The organism is Pedobacter paludis, assembly GCF_003173575.1.
Lineage (GTDB): Bacteria > Bacteroidota > Bacteroidia > Sphingobacteriales > Sphingobacteriaceae > Pedobacter > Pedobacter paludis.
Genome location: NZ_QGNY01000010.1, coordinates 103,456 through 120,450, shown reverse-complemented (window position 1 = coordinate 120,450; position 16,995 = coordinate 103,456). Strand labels below are relative to the sequence as shown.

10 protein-coding genes are annotated in these 16,995 nt (G+C 43.4%); 4 read left to right on the top strand and 6 right to left on the bottom strand.

All coding sequences use genetic code 11. The features are described from left to right. Positions 1–91: 91 nt before the first annotated feature. Entirely contained in the window at positions 92–1,336 is a 1,245-nt protein-coding gene (locus DF947_RS22350) for a T9SS type B sorting domain-containing protein (RefSeq protein WP_158526314.1), read from the bottom strand. Positions 1,337–1,481: 145 nt separating this feature from the next. On the opposite strand from DF947_RS22350, the gene DF947_RS22345 reads away from it, so the two are divergent. The 3 genes from DF947_RS22345 to DF947_RS22335 all read left to right on the top strand — a co-directional run bounded on the left by DF947_RS22345 (position 1,482) and on the right by DF947_RS22335 (position 2,090). Continuing rightward, a complete protein-coding gene (locus DF947_RS22345) occupies positions 1,482–1,646 on the top strand; it encodes a hypothetical protein (protein WP_158526313.1) in 165 nt (54 codons plus the stop codon). Positions 1,647–1,712: 66 nt separating this feature from the next. Continuing rightward, a complete protein-coding gene (locus DF947_RS22340) occupies positions 1,713–1,853 on the top strand; it encodes a hypothetical protein (protein WP_158526312.1) in 141 nt (46 codons plus the stop codon). Positions 1,854–1,949: 96 nt separating this feature from the next. Next, the gene (locus DF947_RS22335; RefSeq protein ID WP_158526311.1) at positions 1,950–2,090 is read left to right on the top strand and encodes a hypothetical protein; all 141 of its coding nucleotides are present in this window, start codon (positions 1,950–1,952) and stop codon (positions 2,088–2,090) included. A gap of 53 nt (positions 2,091–2,143) precedes the next feature. Here DF947_RS22335 and DF947_RS21230 read toward each other — a convergent pair whose 3' ends face one another. Further along, positions 2,144–9,496, bottom strand: coding sequence for a beta strand repeat-containing protein (locus tag DF947_RS21230; RefSeq protein WP_146202960.1), 7,353 nt, complete (start codon positions 9,494–9,496; stop codon positions 2,144–2,146). Positions 9,497–9,854: 358 nt separating this feature from the next. Here DF947_RS21230 and DF947_RS22330 point away from each other — a divergent pair, with 358 nt between their 5' ends. After that, entirely contained in the window at positions 9,855–9,998 is a 144-nt protein-coding gene (locus tag DF947_RS22330; protein WP_158526310.1) for a hypothetical protein, read from the top strand. A gap of 635 nt (positions 9,999–10,633) precedes the next feature. On the opposite strand, the gene DF947_RS21225 is transcribed toward DF947_RS22330, so the two are convergent. The 4 genes from DF947_RS21225 to DF947_RS21210 all read right to left on the bottom strand — a co-directional run bounded on the left by DF947_RS21225 (position 10,634) and on the right by DF947_RS21210 (position 16,994). Further along, complete coding sequence (locus DF947_RS21225) at positions 10,634–13,075, bottom strand: outer membrane beta-barrel family protein (RefSeq protein WP_109932791.1); 2,442 nt, start codon at positions 13,073–13,075, stop codon at positions 10,634–10,636. 299 nt (positions 13,076–13,374) lie between these two features. Beyond that, a complete protein-coding gene (locus DF947_RS21220) occupies positions 13,375–14,613 on the bottom strand; it encodes an SAM-dependent methyltransferase (RefSeq protein ID WP_109932789.1) in 1,239 nt (412 codons plus the stop codon). A 19-nt stretch (positions 14,614–14,632) separates the two neighbouring features. Further along, entirely contained in the window at positions 14,633–15,436 is an 804-nt protein-coding gene (locus DF947_RS21215; protein WP_109932787.1) for a DUF1365 domain-containing protein, read from the bottom strand. Positions 15,437–15,749: 313 nt separating this feature from the next. Further along, a complete protein-coding gene (locus DF947_RS21210) occupies positions 15,750–16,994 on the bottom strand; it encodes an NAD(P)/FAD-dependent oxidoreductase (RefSeq protein WP_109932785.1) in 1,245 nt (414 codons plus the stop codon). Position 16,995 lies beyond the last annotated feature (1 nt).

Below are 16,995 nucleotides of genomic sequence, written 5' to 3'. Positions count from 1 at the left end.
GGAGCATTGCCGATATGATCAGTATCTTTTTCATTCTCTTATGTTCTTGATGGCCCTCCCCTGCGGGAAGGCCTGTTTCTGTTTTCTTCAATTATCTGTTGTCCCTGATGATCGAGATCGTGCCCCTAAGAAGCCCGATGCCCTTGCCCAGGTCGATCACGTAGATGTATGCGCCCTCGGCCAGCGGCTGGCCGTTGTAGGTACCGTCCCAGTCGTTTTTGTAGCTGCTCGTTCCGTAGACCTTTCTGCCCGCCCTGTCGTAGATCCCTACCGTGTTGTTCGGGTAATAGTCCAGGTTCTTCACAACCCAGGTATCGTTCTTACCGTCCCCGTTCGGCGTGACCACGTTGTTCGGCACAAGCTTGAAGTCGTCCGTTACGTTTATCGTGATCTGTCTTACATCCGGGCATCCGCTGGCGTTTGTCGCCGTTACCGTATAGGTCGCCGTCTGTCTCGGGCGTACCTTAAGCGTTCCCGTGTTCTGTCCGCTCTGGATGTCCGGTCCGCTCCAGCTGTACGTGCTTCCGCCGGTCGCCGTAAGGGTTGCAATGTCGCCCCTTGAGATGTCCGTGCCAAGGTCGCTCGATACCGATACCACCGGCATTGCGTTAACCGTTACCGAGGTAACCGCAGTCGCCGTGATCGTTCCGTCCCGGTAGGTATAGGTTACCGTATAGCTTCCCGGTGTGCTTGCTCCAAGGTTTATGGTTCCCGTAGAGGCATTTACCCTAAGCCCGCTTGCGCTGGCCGTATAGGTTCCGTCCGCAGGGCCCGTGCGCACAATGTCCGCAGTTCCGCCTGCGCAGTAGGCAGGCTTCGCGTAGGCTATCGTGGCAGGCGTAGAGTTTACCCTCACCGTTGCCGTTGCCGTGCCCGTACAGCTTCCGTTGCTGAACATATAGGTTACCGTATAGGTCTGGTTTGGCGTGCTCGCACCGAGGTCGATCGCTCCCGTGGTTCCGTTTATCCCCAGTCCCGACGGGCTTGCCGTATAGGTTCCGCCAGTCTGGCCGGTCTGGATCACGCTTGCCGTGCCCACAGCCTGGTACTGCGCCGAGCCATAGGAAATTGTTGCCACAGGCGTTGCAGGCTGGGCGCTGATGGTTATGTTCGCTGCGTTCGAGATACACCCGTCCGCGCTCTTCGCGGTTACCGTATGGCTTCCGCTGGCCAGGCCGCTGTAGGTCAGGGTCGCGGTATAGGCGCCCCCGTCGACACTGTAGGTCTCGCCGGTTATGCCCGTAATCCCGATGCTTCCCGTAGCCAGCGCACAGGTAGGCTGGGCAGTTACCGAAACTGTCGGCGTGCCAGCTGTTGCCTTCGCAGGGCCGATCACAACGTCCGTGCCCGTAGAGACACAGCCGTCAGCACTTTTTGCCGTTACGATGTGCGTGCCTGGGGCCAGTCCGCTATAGGTCAGGCTCGCAGAATATGCACCGCCGTCGATGCTGTAGGTCTCGCCCGTTACACCAGTAATCGCAATGCTTCCCGTTGCCGTTCCGCATACCGGCTGGGCCGTAACCGAAACTGTAGGTGCGTTGGCCGTTGCCTTTGCAGGACTGATGGTAATGTTTGTTGTGTTCGAGATACACCCGCCCGCACTTTTTGCTCTTACGGTATGTATGCCCGGAGCTAGACCTGCATAGGTCAGGGTCGCAGAATATGCGCCTCCGTCAGCACTGTAGGTCTCCCCGGTTACCGCTGTTATAGCAATGCTTCCCGTAGGTGTTCCGCATACAGGCTGTGCCGTAACCAATACTGTTGGTGCCGATGGCGTTGCCAGCATCGGGGCAGTACTGAAGCCTGATGATGCACCTGATGTACAGCTTCCGTTATTTGCCGTTACCGTATAGCTGGTTCCGGCCGTCATTCCGCTGATCGCACCGCCTGCTCCAACTGTTGGGCCTGCAGGTAAAAATGTATATGTATTGGTAGAAACGTAGTTACTGATGGTTGCCGTTCCGTTTGCAGAACACGTTGCCGAAGTCGTGGTTACCGTTGGTGCTGCCGGCGTTGGGAGCATTGCTCCGATATTGAAGCTTGATGATGCAGATGATGTACAGCTTCCGTTGTTCGCCGTTACCGTGTAGCTGGTTCCGGCTGTCATCCCGCTGACCGCACCGCCCGCCCCAACTGTTGGGCCTCAAGGTAAAAACGCGTATGTATTCGTTGAAACGTAGTTGCTTACCGTTGCCGTTCCGTTTGCAGAACAGGTTGCCACAGTCGTGGTTACCGTAGGTGCAGATGGTGCTGTCAGCATCGCTCCGATGGCAAAGCTTGCCGAGGCAGATGAGGTACAGCTTCCGTTGTTCGCCGTTACCGTGTAGCTGGTTCCGGCTGCCATCCCGCTGACCGCACCGCCCGCCCCAACTGTTGGGCCTGAAGGTAAAAACGCGTATGTATTGGTCGAAACGTAGTTACTGATGGTTGCCGTGCCGTTTGTCGAACACGTTGCCGCAGTCGTGGTTACCGTTGGTACAGATGGTGCTGTCAGCATCGCTCCGATGGTAAAGCTTGCCGAGGCAGATGAGGTACAGCTTCCGTTGTTCGCCGTTACCGTGTAGCTGGTTCCGGCTGTCATCCCGCTGATCGCACCGCCCGCCCCAACTGTTGGGCCTGCCGGTAAAAACGCGTATGTATTCGTTGAAACGTAGTTGCTTACCGTTGCCGTTCCGTTTGCAGAACAGGTTGCTACTGTCGTAGTGATTGTCGGTGCAGATGGTGCTGTCAGCATCGCTCCGATGGCAAAGCTTGACGAGGCAGATGAGGTACAGCTTCCGTTGTTCGCCGTTACCGTATAACTGGTTCCGGCTGTCATCCCGCTGACCGCACCGCCTGCCCCAACTGTTGGGCCTGCCGGTAAAAACGCGTATGTATTGGTTGCCGAGTAGTTGCTTACCGTTGCCGTTCCGTTTGCAGAACAGGTTGCCGCAGTCGTGGTTACCGTTGGTGCTGCCGGCGTTGGGAGCATTGCTCCGATATTGAAGCTTGATGATGCAGATGATGTACAGCTTCCGTTGTTCGCTGTTACCGTGTAGCTGGTTCCGGCCGTCATTCCGCTGATCGCACCGCCTGCCCCAACTGTTGGGCCTGAAGGTAAAAACGCGTATGTATTCGTTGAAACGTAGTTGCTTAACGCTGCCGTTCCGTTTGCAGAACAGGTTGCCGCAGTCGTGGTTACCGTTGGTGCTGCCGGCGTTGGGAGCATTGCTCCGATATTGAAGCTTGATGATGCAGATGATGTACAGCTTCCGTTGTTCGCTGTTACCGTGTAGCTGGTTCCGGCCGTCATTCCGCTGATCGCACCGCCTGCCCCAACTGTTGGGCCTGAAGGTAAAAACGCGTATGTATTGGTTGCCGAGTAGTTGCTGATGGTTGCCGTTCCGCTAGCTGAACAGGTCGCCAATGTCGTAGTTACCGTAGGTACAGATGGCAAAGGATTGACTGTTACCGTTACAGGTGCAGAGGCTGCAGAATAACAGGTTCCGTTGCCAGCCTCAACTGTATAGCTCCCGCTTGTTGTTGCATTGTAGATCTGCGATGTTGCGCCAGGAATTACAGTTCCGTTTTTAGACCAGCGGTAGGCCGTTGCCGTTGTTGCCGAAAGGTCTACCGAACCGCCCGTACAGAAAGTTGTCGTACCTGAAGGGGTAATGGTCGGCGTTGCCGGAAGCGTAATGATCACGTTCTGGTTTACCGTCTGGGTATAACCGTTGCCGTAGTCGAATGTCCACGTTACGACCGTTGTACCTGCCGCGGTAATCGGGAATGCGGTTGCCGTTGTGGCCGTCAGACCGCCCGAACATGGATCTGTAAGGGTCGGTGCGGCACGTGTTGCACTGCAGACCGCACTGATATCTGCCAAAGTAGTAGGCAGTTTGTTCGCATTAATTGTAATTGTATTTGCGGTTGTACTTGAGCAGGTTCCGTTGGCAAAACTATAGGTGATCGTGTGCGTGCCAACTGTAGAGTTCGACAGGTCTATTGCTCCTGTTGAGGCACTGATCGATAATCCAGCGTCAGAGCTATAGGTTCCGCCGGCCTGGCCCGTCTGTGTTACCGTTGCAGTACCGCGTCTGCAGTAAGGACCAGACGCATAGCTGATACTTGCTACCGGAAGCGGATTGATGGTTACCATTATAGGCTTAATGTCCGAACAGGTTCCGTTGCTTCCCTTAATATAATAAGTCCCGCTTGTAGCTACAGCATTTGCATTAGTCAGAACATTCGTTCCCGTTGCGTCGGTATAATATGAATACGTGAGACCTGATGAACTGCCCGCAGTTACCGCAGGAGCCGTTAAATCTACCGTACCCGGAAAACATGGTGCCGACGGGGCAACCGTTACGACCGTTGGCAGGCTATTTACATTGATTACTGCAGTTGCAGTTGTGGTTGTATTACATGGCGCTCCCAAAACAATTTGGCAAGTGTAATTATTTGGCCCAACCCCTAGAGAACTTTTATTGATGACCGGGTTCTTCAGGTTTCTGTTGGCAACGGTGATGCCCGGACCTGTCCAAAGGTAAGAGCTTGCGCCTAGCACATCCACATCCAGTTGCATGGTTCCTGTACCCGTATTACAGGTTGTTGCAGGGTTACTTCCGCCATCAATACTGATAGACGGTGCAGCCGCAACACCTATCTGTGCGCTTGAGGTAATTACGTTTCCACAACCATCCTTAACCTGAAAGAAATAGGTGCCCGCACTTAAGCCCGTAAAGGTGTTTGCGCTCTGGAATGCTCCGTAAGGTGCGCCAGTGCTCGTACCCAGTGCATAGGTAAGTGTATTGCCGGGTGCAGGTGAAAGAGTGCTTGCTGCAATGGTAAGCGTGCCGTTGCTCGCACCAGAAGTACAAACATAACCGCCAGTGTTTGATTTATCAACGCTTAGTACATTGGCAGAACTTAAATTTACTGTTTGAGTAAGTACAGCAGTTGTACCGCCCTTGATAAATACCTGAAAAGTGTAATTGCCGTTGGTTAGGCCGTCGAATGAGTTCGATGCTGTTGTACTTGCAAGATCCCTAGTCTGGCCAACATTGCTCGCAGAGCCTGCGGCAATCTTAACCTGATAGGCAGAAGGCACATCAAAAACACCGTTTAAAACATAGTTGAAACCACCGCAAACAGGGGTTAAGGTATTTCCAGTCAAGCTTGCCTTAAATCCGGCAACAACTACATTCGTGCTCTTAACACCACAACCACTACTAACCGATATGGTATAATTTCCTTTTGGCCAGTAACCATTCGGATCTGAGGAATTTACTTTAGGTAAAAATGTATAACCTAATCCATCTAATGTTGCACTACCATTTGTACCAACTGGTACCAACGGATTATTAGAAGCAGTTACAGTATAAGTTATGATATCCCCAACATTGTAAGGACTTACTGCAATCCTCAGCAATCCATAATTTAAGGCATTTAAGTTTTCTTGTGTTCCAAAAAGGTTTTGACTAACATTTATAGTTGGTGTAGCAGGTACTGTTATTGTATTTGAAGTTGGGGCATATAAGCCTGTTGTAAAACCTTCATTATCTATATAAGTAATATTATATGTTCCTCCTGCTACTAATGGCAGTGTAAACGTTTGATTATATGAAGTAACATCATATGTATAGATTTCTGCAGGATTATTTGATCTTGTAAAAGTAAGATGAACTGGAAGGCAGTCTAAACCTGCATTAATTTGTGACAATAAGATAGGATTACCACTACAATTGGTAGCTGAAATACTAGAAACAGTTGTGTTGTAATTCCTCAAAAGCGATTCTTTTGTATTTCCGCAAGCATCGTAAATTACGACTCTCATATTAGGAATATCAGCTACAATAGCTGCTCTAGTTGCTCCTAAAGGAAATCTTGGGCTTGTAGTTGTTAATGGGAAACCCGGACCATTTATATCAGGATAACCATCTGAATTGGTATCCTGTCCATATAATTGGCCTAAATATTTATATTTCCATGTAAACAATGCGGCATCAGCTGCTGATAAGTTTTGAACAGGAGATACATATCTAAATCCACTCTCTACGCTAAGCTGAATCGGATTGGAGCAATTCGCTCCTCTATTTGGATAAGCAGTAGATGCAGCAATATCAGCCAATCCGACAGTTGGATTTGAAATACTTGTCGCACCTGTTACCGTAATTCCGCAGGCATCCGTTACACTCACCAAGTAAGTTCCTACCGGTAAAGGTGTAGAAGAACCAAAAGTATAAGATGTTGCACTAGTTGATGCGCTGGTTTCTATTGCTGTACCTGGACTGCTCTGAAGCGCGATGCTGTAGATATAGGTAGATTTTCCGCCAGTAACCGTTGTAGTTAGAGTCGTTGTTCCGCCAACGCAGGTTAAAACTTTTGTTGGGGTAGAAACTGCCATATCTGTATAACCATTGGTTACGGTAATGTTCGCACTGCTGTAAACCGTTGCCGTTGGAGCCGATTTTGCCTTGATCACATAATCGGTTCCGCTTAATAGCCCCGTGAAAAGTGCCGTATTGGTATACTGAGTGGCATCGCCCGCAACCGGTGCCAATACCACCCCGCCCTTAAGTAACTGGTACTGTGGCGTTCCACCCAAACCTGTTGGCACCGCGGTAATGCTTCCACCAGATTTACAGCCTGTGGTTGCGGGCGTTCCCGTTACGCTCGGGCTTAAAATTTTGATAGGAGCAGTCGTTGTGCTCGAACAGGTTCCATTGCTGAAAGTGTAGGTTACTGTATATGTACCCACCGTGCTTGCACCAAGATCTACCAAACCTGTTGAGGCATTGATGCTCAGACCTGCCGGACTTGATGTATAAGTACCTGCACCCTGCCCTGTTTGTACTACTGCTGCCGTTCCTGTTGCATAGTAGGGTGTTGCAGGATAGGCAATGGTTGCTGTTGGCAGTGCATTAATGGTTACCGAGGCTGTTGCCGTATTCGGACAGGTACCGTTGGTAAAGGTATAGGTCACTGTATATGTACCAGTGGTGCTGCTCGATGGCGTTATTGCTCCACTTGTTGCATCTATGGTCAATCCTGCCGGAAGTGCGGTATAGGTTCCGCCCGTTTGCCCGGTTAGGGTTACGCTTTTAGCTGCATCCGACTGGCAGATGCCGACTGGATATGAAATCGATGCCGTTGGCAGTGCATTGATATTTACAGAAAGGTTGGATACGGTTGCCGTTGCGCTACAGGCCGGGTTCAGTACCGATACCGAATAGCTCTGTGCACCTGCGGTAAGGCCATCAAGGCTGATGACCGGATTTTTAAGCCCCTTATAGGCCGGATCGCCAACAGTGCTGGAAATGCCCGGACCGCTCCAGGTATAGGTAACGCCAGTACCCACCGCATCTACATTGAGTGCCATGGTACCGCCCGCTGTTTTGCATACCTGTGCGGTGCTTGGAAGACCATTGGCTGTTGCCGTTGGCGCTGCCGCCACACTGATCTGTGCCGAACTGGTGATCTCGTTCCCGCAGGCATCCTTTACCTTAAAGAAATAAGTGGTATTGGTTAAGCCCGAAAAGGTATTGCCGGACTGGTAGGCGCCATAAGTACCGCCACCATCGGTGCTTAGTGCATATTGCAGCACATTGCCAGGAGATGGTGAGTTCGAAGCAGCTGTTATGGTTAATACTCCATTGGTTGCGCCTGCACTGCAGACGAAACCGCCCGTGTTGGCCTTATCTACAGTAATCGCGTTAGCTGCAGAATAGGTAACCGAAACAGTGTTGAAAACATTTCCACTTTTTGGTCTAATGCCAAAAACATAAGTTCCGTAAGCAAGGCCATTGAATGGCTGGCTGGTATTTACATCCACCAAAGCACGAACATCACCTACGTTTGATGGGCCGGAAACTATAACAATTTCATAATATGTAGGATCTTCAACTAAGGTTGTATTTGCAGTAACATTAAAACCTCCACAAACAGGTGAAGTACTCAAACTGCTTAGTACGCCTTTATACCCAAAAACTGTATAGTTAATATTTTGTGTACCACAACCCGTAGTGAGCTGAAGTGTATAATTTCCAGCAGGCCAATAAGGTGATGAAACAGCAGGAACGTCTATACCAATAGCTGCCGTTGAAGTTACATTATATGTCCATGTATAACCTGCCATAGATGGTACATCCGTAGATAATACCTTAACACTAATTACATCTCCAGGATTGTTTATAGTAGACTGTAAGTAAACTAAACCTTGGTTATAGAACAACCCTACTCTTCTTGGAGCACCTGCTATGCCTACAGTATTTGTTGCACTTGGAAAAGATACGGTTGCATTGGTTGATAAGTTTGTTGTTGTTCCTATCGCATCAGAGTAAGTTACACTATAAGTGGCTCCTGGAACAAATCCAGAAACGGTTGCATAAGCACTCGTTAAGCTATAATTAATAGTGGGGTGACCTGCACTTGTAAAAACGAAGTTTAGTGGGTAACAAGCCATTGAATAGGTACCAATACCTCCACCTTCATTTAAAATCATCGTACCGTTTGAACCGCAGGTATTAGCTGTCAATGAAACTCCTGTAGTGACCGGTGTAAATTTTTTGGAATTGCCACATTTATCGTAGATGACCATTTTAGCACCACCTGCTAATGCTGCACTTATATCGGTTATTCCACCTGGCAAAGTAGTTAGGTAGGTTGTTAATGGAAAATCTGCCCCGCCCAAATCCGGATTGCCATCCGCATTGGTATCCTGACCATAACTTAAGCCATTAAATTCTAAGCGCCAGCTGAAATTAGCTTTATCAGTAGAACTCATAACAACTGTTTGGCCCACATAGGCAAAATTATCTTTAGCTCTTATAATTATTTTATTAGAACAGTCTCCAGCAACTGATCTTCCTATAACGAATGATTGTGGGAAAATCTGGTTTATTGTTGCACCGCTTTGGGTAATAGAAGTTGCACTGGTTACCGTTGCACCACAGTTATCGGTTACGCTAACAATGTAAGCACCTACAGGCAATGCATTAAATGTAAAGGTTAATGCGCTTGTTGCTGTAGAAGTCTGTAGGGCTGTGCCAGGCGCAGACTGCGAAGCTATACTGTAAACATAATTTGCCTTCCCTCCTGTTACCGTGGTTACCAATGCAACCGTACCTGTCGCACATGGCGTGGTTTTGGTTGGTGTCACCACGTTCATTGCGGTATAACCATTGGCTACTGTTATGGCCGAACTTGTATAGACCGTACCCGCAGCGCTTGCCCTACCCTTCAGGGTATAGCTGCCACTGATCAAACTAGTAAACACATTGCTGTTGGTAAACTGCGTCGCATCGCCTGCAACTGGGGCTACAACTGTTCCTGCCAGTAAAAGCTGGTACTGTGGCGTGGCACCCAATCCCGTTTGGGTTGCCGTAATGGTACCGCCGCTGCTGCAACCTGTTGTTGTTGCCGTGCCACTTACAGTTTGTGCAACCGCCATATTCCCGATACCGATTAAGGTAGAGAATGTAAGGAGGAATAAGAGGTAAGTAAATTTTTGTTTCATAATAATTGGTATTGAAGAGCCTCGCCCCGTCCCTATCCATAAGATTGGGCGTAGCGATCGAGCTGTTATTTGATGTATATTTTTAAAAAGATAGTTTGGCGCTTCAGCGTAGAGCCAAAGCGCCGACCATCAAATGCACCCGAGTCTCCCATAAACAGGCCCGCATCAAAAATGAGGAGAAGGAAAGAGAAAAAAATACCCCAAAATCATAAAATAAGCACCATGATTTCAGTGTATTTTTTATAATACATGTTTTTGGAAAGATGTAATTTAGTGAGGATTTTGAGGTAAGGTTTCTTAAAAAATAGTCAGATTTATGCTATAGAAACAATTATCGAAACATTTAGCTGATGATAAAATGAAACGTACTGAATGTGGTAAAGTATTTTACTTAAACGTTTTAGAGTATAACAATGATATAAAATTCGTGATTATTGATAAAAACGATTGGTTGGTAATTTTATTCAAAAACGCGATAAAAAACACCATGATTAATGTGTAGTATTAAGAATACAATTGAAAACATTTTTGAAAATTTCTGTCTTTCTGAAAATTAGAGTGAATTTTTGGCCTCGGCGTAAAAATAAGTTTTGCTCATTCAAAATATCATTGTAGAAGAGCGGTAAATTCTACTTCCGAAGTTTTAAAAATAGTATTTGAGGGAACTTCGTAAGCGTTTGTACTTTTAAAACTGACGAAATTTTGCCCAGCTCGGCCCATCGAAATTTCGCAAGTTGATTTGGCGAAACTCTAAAACTGACGAAATTCTGCCTAGCTCAGCCCATCGAAATTTCGTAAGTTGATTTGGCGAAAATTTAAAACTCACGAAATTCGGCCCAGCTCGGCCCATCGAAATTTCGCAAGTTGATTTGGCGAAACTCTAAAACTGATGAAATTCTGCCCGGCTCGGCCCATCGAAATTTCGCAAGTTGATTTGGCGAATCTCTAAAACTGACGAAATTCTGCCCAGCTCGGCCCATCGAAATTTCGCAAGTCGATTTGGCGAAACTCTAAAACTGACGAAATTCTGCCCAGCTTGGCCCATCGAAATTTCGTAAGTTGATTTAACTTACTGGCAAAAAAAAGCCTTCCGATAAATCAGAAGGCTTTGCATTTATATTAAGATTGGGTTTTTAACTAGTTTTGAACACCACCCATTCCACCACCACCTTGTTGTTGGTCTTGTTTAATATCATCGTTTTTAATTTTTTTCTTTTCGGTGAATTTTAGTTTACCAAAAGAATAGCTAAAGTTAACTCCAAAAGAACGCAATGGATAATAAATATTCTGGCTTTGGTAAACCGAGCCCGTTGCAGTTATAGAATTGTTTACGGTTTGAATGTGTAAATCGCGACTGAATGGATTCAATACATTTACACCAACACTTCCTTTTTTGTTTAATACATCCTTTTTAAACGAAGCACCGTAGAAAATCATTGCATCGGTTTTACCTTGATATGTTCTACGGGGCGAGTTTACAACTCCAAATAATTCGAAGTTATATCCTTTTCCAAAACCATAAGCTGAACGGGCAAACAAATTATAATTAACATAGGTACCTGTACTTAATCCTGTGTTGTTATTGCTCACTTCATAAGTATTCAAGCCAAAATTACTCATCAATGTCCATTTTGGTTTAGGATTGTAAGATCCAAAAATATTGAAGCCATAAGTTTGCGCTGTACCTACATTGATGTAAGATGTTAAGGTTTTGCTAATGCCAGATTCTGTAACAGGCGAGATTGAACTTTCAATTACACCAGCTGTACGGCGATAGAAAACAGATGCATTAATAACCGATCCTTTTATATAAGTTGAGTACCCAAACTCTAAATTGTCACTTAGTTCGGGATTTAACTGAGGATTTCCCTGCATAATATTAAATTGATTGCTCTCATTACGGAAAGGGTTTAAATAAGACTGACTTGGTCTTTGTACCCTACGGTTATAACTCAATTTTAGCGTTGCATTTCCTTTTAAACTCTGTGAAACAACAACGCTGGGAAATAAATTAAAATAATCGTTTTTTTGAATTCCACTTGTTTGCGTATTAAAATCAATCTGTGTGTACTCGGCTCTTAAACCTCCCTTTACCTTAAGCTTTTTGGTTAAGTCGAAACTGATTACGCCATACGCCGCTCCAACATTTTGATTATAGTCGAAATCCTGAGCAGAATTATCGAACTGACTTTTGATTTCTCTAAAAATCCCTTTTGCACCAACCTCTAAAGTGGTCTTTTTGCTGAAGGGATAAGTATAATCCGTTTGCGCAGTGTATTCATTATTTTTACCAGTGTTATTGCTAAAGGTTTCTACCCCTCCAGGATTTAAAGCCGAAATTAAAATATTGCTAAAGCTTGTTGGTGTACGGCCTGTAGAAAGTTGGCCGGATACCGAAAATTCTTCGCCCTCTTTTTTACTCGTTTTCTTGTAATCAACATTCCAATCCATATTATTGAAGGTCATATCCATATCGCTTATATTTTGAGCGGCCAAGCCATTAATAATATAATCGGCAGCACCTGGGCCTCCATTAGAAAAACGATTGAATTTGACAGTAGAACTAATGTTGTTATAGGCATTAAAATCGTAATCTAAGCCTAAACTTCCATTCATCCCATCTCTGCTCCACTTAGAATAGCCATCTTGAGATACATTATTGAAACCACCTGCATTTAACTGTGTGTTATTTATAAGTACCACCCTAGAGTTTTGAGCATATGCAAAATTGCCTCCTAAAGCGGTATTTAGACTTAAACGTCCTGTTTTTGCTGTTAAGTTAAAGGCCCCATTATTTTGACGTGTTCCAGCAGATGCATTTACACTTCCACTAACTCCTTGAGCATTAGATTTTTTGGTGATGATATTAATGATCCCACCAGAACCTTCAGCATCGTATTTAGCAGATGGGCTTGTAATTACCTCAACACTTTTAATTTGTTCGGCAGGAATCATTTTTAATGCATCAGAAACACTACTGGCCATTGTACCAGATGGTTTTCCATTAATTAAGACACGAACTGCACCGCCTCGAAGCTGAACATTTCCATTAATATCTACTGAAAGCATCGGTACTTTACGCATTACATCAGTTGCATCTCCACCGGCATTTGTACCATCAGCTTCTGCATTGTAAACCATTCTATCGATTTTGTTTTCAATTACGGCCTTAGTTCCTTGAACCTGAACATCAGCCAGGGTATTTTCGGTAGAAGAAATGTAAATTGTTCCTAAATTAAAATCTGGTTTTGCCGGAGTTGTTGTTACCGCAACCGATTTTGTTTTATAGCCCATAAAACCAATCATTAGTTTGTATGAATCTGGCGATATATTTTGTAGGGTTAATTTTCCCTTTTCATCGGTTACCCCACCATTTACAGATTTATTATCTTTTGCGTTAACAAGAGAAACTGTAGCATAATCGATTGGTTTTTTTGTAAGAGAATCTAATATAGTAGCGGTTATACGACCTGTAACGGTAGATTTTTTCGCTCCCCCACCAAAACCACCTGCCGGAAACTGAGCATGGGCAGTAAATAGTGTTCCTAGGATGAGGGATAGAAGTAGAAATTGTTTCATATAATTGTTAGTCTTTTAATTTAGTCTACGCAAATTGCATTTTGTTACATAGATGTAATATACTTTTTACGCGAGTTTGGTTGTTTGGTCGGCAAAGGTCTGACTTTTCTCGGTAAAAAAACTAACTATTTTAAAATAGATGAATATATTTTTAAATCAGTTGAAGATATAACTGACTTAAAAACAATAAGATTATAAAAAAACGGAAATTAAAACAGAATTGAAAGAATGTGAAAGAAGAAATATAACATATGATGAAATGGAAGATAAAATTATTCTTCCATCTCGGTAACTATGTTTTATCTGCTCGTGTTATTTGGTCTGGAATAAACCATCTGCATTACGTTAATATTTCTCATAGCAAACGCAGCTTCGCAATAGTTAAGGTAATAATTCCACTTGCGGATAAATTTATCATCAAAACCTAAAGCCTTAACCTTATCAAGATTTTTATTAAATTCTATAAACCAAAGATGGAGCGTTTTGGCATAATCTAAACCCATATCTTTTAAATCGACCATTGTTAAATCGCCGGTATTATTTATTGCTTTATTCATTGCAGAAACAGATGGCAATAAAGAACCTGGGAAAATATGTTTTTGAATCCAATCTACACCGTTTCTAAGTTTATCGTAACGGCAATCTGGAGAGGTGATTACCTGAAATGCAAAAATTCCATCAGGCTTTAAAAGTTGCTGGCATTTTTCGAAATAGGTTTCAAGATACTGATGACCAACTGCTTCCAACATTTCTATTGAAACAATTTTATCAAAAGTTCCATCAATTTTGCGATAATCCTGAATAATTACGGAAACCCTATCTTCTAAACCTTCTGCTTTCACCCGTTCTGCAGCAAGCTTTTGTTGTTCTTTTGAAATGGTAACTGAAGTGACTTTGCATCCATAATTTTTAGCTAGAAAAATTGCATTTCCACCCCAACCACTTCCTATTTCTAAAACATGATCAGTGGCTTTGATTTTAAGTTGCTTAGCCAATCTATCGTATTTTGCATATTGAGATTCTTCTAAACTTAAATCTGGTGGATTAAAATAACCGCTAGAGTAAGTCATTGTTTTATCTAAGAACGTTGCAAAGAAATCGTTATTCAAATCGTAATGTTCTGAAATATTTTTTTGAGAACCTGCTAAGGTATTGGCTCTACGGATATGCGTAAGTTTATTTACCCATTTAAAAAGGTTAAGTGCGACAGATTTCACTTTGCTTCCAGTAATTGAGGGTGCATTTTCGATATTTAGAATTACCCATTTAATTACATTTGTGATATTTGAGGTGTCCCAAAGTCCGGCAGTGTAACCCTCACCAAAACCAATATCACCGTATAAAGCAATCGATTTAAAAAAATCTGGATGATTGACCTGAATGTTTGCTTCTACCTTATGCTCCCCGTTACCAAAAACAAGGATTTCGCCACCTGGTAAAGTAATTTCCAGTTTACCCAAATTCATTTTGGAAAGGGCATTGATTACAATTCTTTCGAAAAAACTAGTGGATGTTTTGGTAGCGACTAGGGAATTCATATTCTATTGAGCGTTATGTTTATGGTTTATAGGGTTTATATACGTTACATTGGAGTTCAGGGTTTTCGGCCTTTGGATGAAAAGATACTTTTTTTAGCCATAATTTCAAAGCCTGCCAATGGATCATCCCCATAATCTGTAATGGAATTAATGGAATGGAAAAAAAACTGGCCAGTAAACTTGCATTGGTAATTGGCTTCCGATTCCCCTTCAAAGTGGTTAAAAAGAACTTATTACCACTTTTATCAATATCATCAATCTTAATATCCAATCTTTCTGAAGGTACTTTTAGATTAAAATCGAAAGAATCATCATGATCAATAAATGGTGAAACGTAAAAATATTTTGTGGTAATTTTTTTAAAAACATCTCCATATAATTCTTCCTTTCCGAAGAAAAATAGTTTCATTTCCCGGTACGTGTTGCTGATTTCAGCGATGCAACAAACTGGATTTTCATTTTCATCAAAACAATAATAAAAAGATACGGGATTAAAGTTGTAGCCTAAAACATTTAAGTTGGTAAGCAACCTGATTTTAAAATTCGATCCATCAATTCCGTTTTCCTTTAGGTATAGTTCTAAATGCTGGCGTATATTTTTGTTTTGATCGGGATTTTCTTTAGGGAGTTGCAAATGTTCAGCATCTCTAAAGGAAAAAATATTGAATTTATTATGGCTAAACCAGCGGAGTTTCTTGGCGAGTAAATCTATCTCATCCAAATCGATATAAAACATATATACATTGTACCAAAAAGAATGCTTTTTTGGTGCTAAACGATGATGCATCACTTTTGCAGTAAAGATGGATGAGTTTATTGACATTTATGATTTCAATTTACTAAAAATTATCATTTGTTCCGTCGGCTAAAGCACGACGGCAATGAGTAGGCAAAATGCATAACAACATTCGATTTCCATTTAGCTAAGCCTCAACCACAGTTTCCTCGTTCTACTTTAATCCGGCCTAACAAATTTTTGGGGTTGTAACAGCCAAGCCAAAGCAGAAACTTTAAAACAAAAATTTTAAGCCGGCAATTTTGTTTCTTTTGTTGTCAAAAGAAAAAAGCCAGTCCGGCCAGGACAAAAATAGTTAATCCAAAGATTTCTTCACTGCTATCGAAATGACGCAAACGAATTAAAGTCCACGACACAAATCAACCGCACTTTTATACGCATCCTCATGAAAACCATACTTAAAATAACTGCCACAATAATAAATTGGGCCACTTTGGTTTAATATATGCAATCGTTCTTGAGCCTGCATTGCCGGTACATCAAACAAAGGATGATGGTAATCGATTTCTTTAATTATTTTAGTCGGATTTAAAGTCTCAGTTGGATTTATGGAAACAAAATAATTGGTTCTTTTAGAAACACCCTGCAAACTATTCATCCAATAAATGGTACTTGGCAAAAGTTTATCGCCCTGCTTTTCTACCCGATAATTCCAACTGCTCCAGGCCAGTTTAGCTTTCGGCATCTGATCTTCATCGGTATGAACAACCGCCTTATTCAATTGATATTTAAACTTCGAAAGCAATTCTGTTTCCAGCGGTGTTTTATCTTTTACGATTTCGAAAGTTTGGTCTGCGTGACTTGCCATAATCACTTTATCGAACTCAAATTTTTCTCCTTTTGAATTTTCTACTTCAACCTTTCCATTTTCCAACCTTCGAACAGAAACAATTTTGTTGTTGATTTTAATCCGATCCCGAAATGGGGCAATCAGTTTTTCGCGGTACGCTTGGCTTCCATTCTCCAACGTGTACCATTCGTGTTGGGTATCTAATCCCAAAAAGCCATGATTTTTAAAAAAACGAATTAACGTTACGGCCGGGAAATCTAAAATCTGTTCCATTGGTGCACTCCAAACGGCAGCGCTCATCGGAATCAGGTATTGCCAAAGCATATCATCGCTATAGCCAAATGCTGCAAAAAACCTACCGATAGAGTAATCCTGATATTCGGGCTTATCTAAAATCTCGATGCTTTGTTTGTTAAAACGGTTAATCTGCATCAACATTTTTAAATAAGAAATATTGAACAAATTTTTCCGCTGTGCGAATAAATGGTTTAAACTCGAACCGCTATACTCTAACTTTTTAGGCAAGAACTGCACGCTGAAAGACATATCCGTTTTGATAACAGGCGCATCAATTTCTGCGAACATTTCGGTTAAGTTAGGATATGTTTGATAGTTGAAAACCATAAAACCACTATCCAGATAAATGGGCTTACCATCTTCTTCGAGTGTAATTGTATTGGTATGACCGCCAATGTAATCGGCTTCCTCAAAAATCGTAATATCGTATGTATGTTGCAGTTTATGGGCACAACCCATGCCTGCTATTCCAGAACCTATAATGGCGAGCTTTTGCATA

Bases quoted from the DNA above. Each gene is read 5' to 3' on its own strand.
- DF947_RS21220 (WP_109932789.1), bottom strand. From the start codon at position 14,613: ATGAATTCCCTAGTCGCTACCAAAACATCCACTAGTTTTTTCGAAAGA.
- DF947_RS22345 (WP_158526313.1), top strand. From the start codon at position 1,482: ATGCTTCCCGTTGCCGTTCCGCATACCGGCTGGGCCGTAACCGAAACT.
- DF947_RS21215 (WP_109932787.1), bottom strand. From the start codon at position 15,436: ATGTCAATAAACTCATCCATCTTTACTGCAAAAGTGATGCATCATCGT.
- DF947_RS21225 (WP_109932791.1), bottom strand. From the start codon at position 13,075: ATGAAACAATTTCTACTTCTATCCCTCATCCTAGGAACACTATTTACT.
- DF947_RS21230 (WP_146202960.1), bottom strand. From the start codon at position 9,496: ATGAAACAAAAATTTACTTACCTCTTATTCCTCCTTACATTCTCTACC.
- DF947_RS22335 (WP_158526311.1), top strand. From the start codon at position 1,950: ATGGTTGCCGTTCCGTTTGCAGAACACGTTGCCGAAGTCGTGGTTACC.
- DF947_RS22330 (WP_158526310.1), top strand. From the start codon at position 9,855: ATGAAACGTACTGAATGTGGTAAAGTATTTTACTTAAACGTTTTAGAG.
- DF947_RS21210 (WP_109932785.1), bottom strand. From the start codon at position 16,994: ATGCAAAAGCTCGCCATTATAGGTTCTGGAATAGCAGGCATGGGTTGT.
- DF947_RS22340 (WP_158526312.1), top strand. From the start codon at position 1,713: ATGCTTCCCGTAGGTGTTCCGCATACAGGCTGTGCCGTAACCAATACT.